The 4,109-nt window shown below is 70.0% G+C and carries 2 protein-coding genes and 1 pseudogene; 2 read left to right on the forward strand and 1 reads right to left on the reverse strand.

Features of this window, described 5'->3' with window-relative positions; translation table 11 throughout:
* Nucleotides 1-286: 286 nt before the first annotated feature.
* Nucleotides 287-3,066 (reverse strand): annotated as a pseudogene (secA, locus tag AC2W7J_RS16495) (preprotein translocase subunit SecA).
* 116 nt (nucleotides 3,067-3,182) lie between these two features.
* On the opposite strand from secA, the gene AC2W7J_RS16500 reads away from it, so the two are divergent.
* Both AC2W7J_RS16500 and AC2W7J_RS16505 read left to right on the forward strand, forming a co-directional pair.
* Nucleotides 3,183-3,953 carry a GNAT family N-acetyltransferase gene (locus tag AC2W7J_RS16500; protein ID WP_485983727.1) on the forward strand — a complete coding sequence of 257 codons (771 nt, stop codon included), beginning with the start codon at nucleotides 3,183-3,185 and terminating at the stop codon, nucleotides 3,951-3,953.
* Nucleotides 3,907-4,109, forward strand: a 203-nt coding sequence (locus AC2W7J_RS16505) for a GNAT family N-acetyltransferase (RefSeq protein ID WP_485983729.1), incomplete at its 3' end; no start/stop codon positions are given. The genes AC2W7J_RS16500 and AC2W7J_RS16505, both read left to right, overlap by 47 nt.

A 4,109-nucleotide genomic window follows, 5' to 3' on the forward strand; every position in this document is an offset into this window, starting at 1 on the left:
ACCTCGAGCGGTGCCGCCCACCGCACCCGGGTGCTGCGCGTCCACGTGTGCGAGCCCGCCGACGACGTCGTCGAGGCCGCGGTCGTGCTCGTCGACGGCGTCGGGTGCGCGCCCTCGCCCTGCGTCTCGTCGGACGGGACCACCGCTGGGTCGTCGAGGCGCTGCAGATCGGCTGAGGCGAGGTCACCGCCGGCGGCCCCCACCCCCGAGCACACATGGAGGTCGCCCCCGACCGGATCTCCGGTCGGGGGCACCTCCATGTGTCGCCGCTGGCGTGCGGCGACGGTCAGCGACCCTTCTTGGCCGCCTTCTTCGACTTCTTGGCCGCGGCGCGACGCTCGGCGCGGGTGCCCCCAGTGGGGCTCCCTTCGTCGTGCTCGTCGACCCCGCCGTCCTCCGACGGTGCGGAGTAGTGCAGGTTGCGCTGGCGGGAGCCGTCCTCCAGGCCCTTGGCCGTCACCTGCGGGCGGGCGCCCTCGCTCGGCTCGCCGAACATCTCGGCGGCGCTGCGCGGCTGGGTCGCCGACTGCGGTACCTCAGGCACCTGGACCTCGCTGTTGAAGAGGTAGGCGACCGACTCCTCCTTGATGGCGTCGTTCATCGCCTCGAAGAGCTGGAAGCCCTCGCGCTGGTACTCCACGAGCGGGTCGCGCTGGGCCATCGCGCGCAGACCGATGCCCTCCTTGAGGTAGTCCATCTCGTAGAGGTGCTCGCGCCACTTGCGGTCGAGGACCGACAGCACGACGCGGCGCTCGAGCTCGCGGGCGACCGGCTCGCCGAGCTCGGCCACGCGACGGTCGTAGGCCTCGTGGATGTCGGTGACGACCTCCTCGCGCAGGCCGGCAGCGGTCAGGCCGGCACGCGACCCGGCGCCGTCGATGAGCGCCTCGGGCGTGATCGTCGTCGGGTAGACCGCCTTGAGCGCGGTGAAGAGACGCTCGAGGTCCCAGTCCTCGGAGAAGCCGCCCGCCGTCTCGGCGTCGACGTAGCCGCCGACGACATCGGTCATGAAGTGGCGGATCTGCTCCTCGAGGTCCTCGCCCTTGAGCACCCGGCGACGCTCGTCGTAGACGACCGTGCGCTGACGGTTGAGCACGTCGTCGTACTTGAGCACGTTCTTGCGGGTCTCGTAGTTCTGACCCTCGAGCTGGCTCTGCGCGCCCTCGATCGACCGCGTGAGCATCTTGCCGGCGATGGGCGTCTCGTCGTCGATCTTCGCCGTCTGCATGACACGGTCGACGAAGCCGGCGTTGAAGAGGCGCATCAGGCTGTCCTCGAGGGAGAGGTAGAAGCGCGACTCCCCCGGGTCACCCTGACGGCCGGAGCGACCACGCAGCTGGTTGTCGATGCGGCGCGACTCGTGGCGCTCGGTGCCCAGAACGTAGAGACCACCGAGCTCGTGACCTCCTCGTGCTCGGCCTTGACCGCCTCCTCGGCGGCGGCGAGCGCGTCTTCCCACGCGGCCTCGTACTCCTCCGGGGTCTCCTCGGGGTCCAGGCCTCGCTTGCGCAGCTCGGCGACCGCGCGGAACTCGGGGTTGCCACCGAGCATGATGTCGGTGCCTCGACCGGCCATGTTGGTCGCGACGGTGACCGCGCCCTTGCGACCCGCGTCGGCGACGATCGCGGCCTCGCTCTCGTGGTGCTTGGCGTTGAGCACCGCGTGCTTGATCTTGCGCTTCTTCAGCTCCTGCGAGAGGTACTCGCTCTTCTCGACGCTCGTCGTGCCGACGAGGACCGGCTGGCCGGTCTCGTGACGCTCAGCGATGTCGTCGACGACGGCGTTGAACTTCGCCTTCTCGGTGCGGTAGACGAGGTCGGCCTGGTCCTTGCGGATCATCGGGCGGTTGGTGCGGATCGGCACGACGCCGAGGCCGTAGATGGAGTTGAGCTCGCCCGCCTCGGTCTGGGCCGTACCCGTCATCCCCGAGAGGGTGTCGTACATGCGGAAGTAGTTCTGCAGGGTGATCGTCGCGAGGGTCTGGTTCTCGTTCTTGATCTCCACACCCTCCTTCGCCTCGATCGCCTGGTGCATGCCCTCGTTGTAGCGACGGCCGGCCAGCATGCGGCCGGTGTGCTCGTCGACGATGAGGACCTCGCCGTTCATGACGACGTAGTCCTTGTCGCGGGTGAAGAGCTCCTTGGCCTTGATCGCGTTGTTGAGGTAGCCGATGAGCGGGGTGTTGACGCTCTCGTAGAGGTTGTCGATGCCGAGCAGGTCCTCGATCTTCTCGATGCCCGGCTCGAGGATGCCGACGGTGCGCTTCTTCTCGTCGACCTCGTAGTCGCCCTCGGCCTGGATGCCCTTCATCAGGTCGGCGCCGTGGCCGCGCTCGAGCTTGCGCACCATCTTGGCGAACTCGACGTACCACTTCGTCGGCTGGTCGGCCGGGCCGGAGATGATCAGCGGCGTGCGGGCCTCGTCGATGAGGATCGAGTCGACCTCGTCGACGATCGCGAAGTTGTGGCCGCGCTGGACGAGCTCCTCGGTGTTCCACGCCATGTTGTCGCGCAGGTAGTCGAAGCCGAACTCGTTGTTGGTGCCGTAGGTGATGTCCTTGAGGTACTCGGCACGACGCTGCTCGGGGTTCATCGACGAGAGGATGACGCCCGTCTCCAGACCGAGCGCGCGGTGCACGCGGCCCATGAGCTCGGCCTGGTACTCGGCGAGGTAGTCGTTGACCGTGACGACGTGCACGCCCTTGCCCTCGATGGCGTTGAGGTACGAAGGGAGGGTCGCGACGAGGGTCTTGCCCTCACCGGTCTTCATCTCGGCGACATTGCCCATGTGCAGCGCGGCGCCACCCATGATCTGCACGTCGAAGTGCCGCTTGCCGATGGTGCGACGGCTCGCCTCACGGACCGCGGCGAAGGCCTCGGGGAGGATGTCGTCGAGGGTCTCGCCGTCCTTGAGCCGCTTGCGGAAGACATCGGTCTCGGCCCGCAGCTCGGCGTCGGTGAGCTTCTCGAAGTCCTCCTCGATGGCGTTGACCTGGGCGGCGATGCCTTCGAGCCGCTTGACGGTGCGGCCCTCTCCGGCGCGGAGGATGCGCTCGACGATCTTCACGAACCTGAACTCCTGACGTGGTCGATCCGGGCACGGCACAGCGTCGCCGCCCCAGAGCAGTCTGCCCACAGGCTAATCGTTTGCGGGCCCGATCACGGACCGGGCACTCTGACCCGGTGAACGAGCACCCCGCCGACGAGGTTCCGCACGGCGTCTTCCCCGGCATCGTGCCGGTGCTCGAGGACTCCACCGCGCGGCTGCGCGCGATGACCGCAGCGGACCTCCCCTTCGTCGTGGAGATGTGCGGTGATGCCGAGAGCGCCCGCTGGACCACGGTCCCGCAGCCCTACGGGCTCGCGGACGCGCGCTCCTTCCTCGAGGAGCACGCCGCGGGCTGGGCGAGAGCCCGTGGTCGGCGCTACTGGGCCATCGAGCCGGTCGACGACGCTGCCAGCCCGCCCTGCGCCGGGGTCCTCGACCTGCGGCCCGGCGAACGGGCGGAGCTGCCGTGGGAGGTCGGTTTCGCCCTGCACCCTGCGGCCCGTGGGCGGGGCATCATGTCGGCCGCGCTGCGGCTGGGCGCCCGGTGGGCCTTCGAGCACGGCGCGCCGAGCCTCTACTGGTACGCCGCCCGCGGCAATCTCGCCTCGTGGCGCGTCGCCCACGCGTGCGGGTTCACCCACCACGGCACCCTCCCCCCAGCGGGTGCCGGTACGCCACGGCACCGCCGACGCGTGGTGCGCCTCGCTGCTGCCCCGACGACCCGAGGAGCCCCGCAGCCGTGGTCGGTGCCGCCCGCTCGTCGAGGCCTACGGCCTGCGGCTGCGCCCGCTGCGCGACGACGACACGGCGATCGCCGAGCCGCACGACCACCCGCCGCACCACCTGCCGGCACGTGCCGTGCCGACCCCCGAGACCTTCGACGACTGGCTGCTGCGCCGCCGTGAGTCGATGTCGATCGGCCGCGGCAGCAACTGGTGCATCGCCGACGCCGACTCCGACGAGCCGCTCGGCGAGGTCCTCGTCTTCGTCCGCGACGGCGGCCTCGCCGTGGGCGGGACGGCCGAGCTCGGCTACTCCGTGCGGCCGAGCGCCCGTGGGCG

It is taken from the genome of Janibacter sp. CFPM2_SD2, from assembly GCF_057364645.1.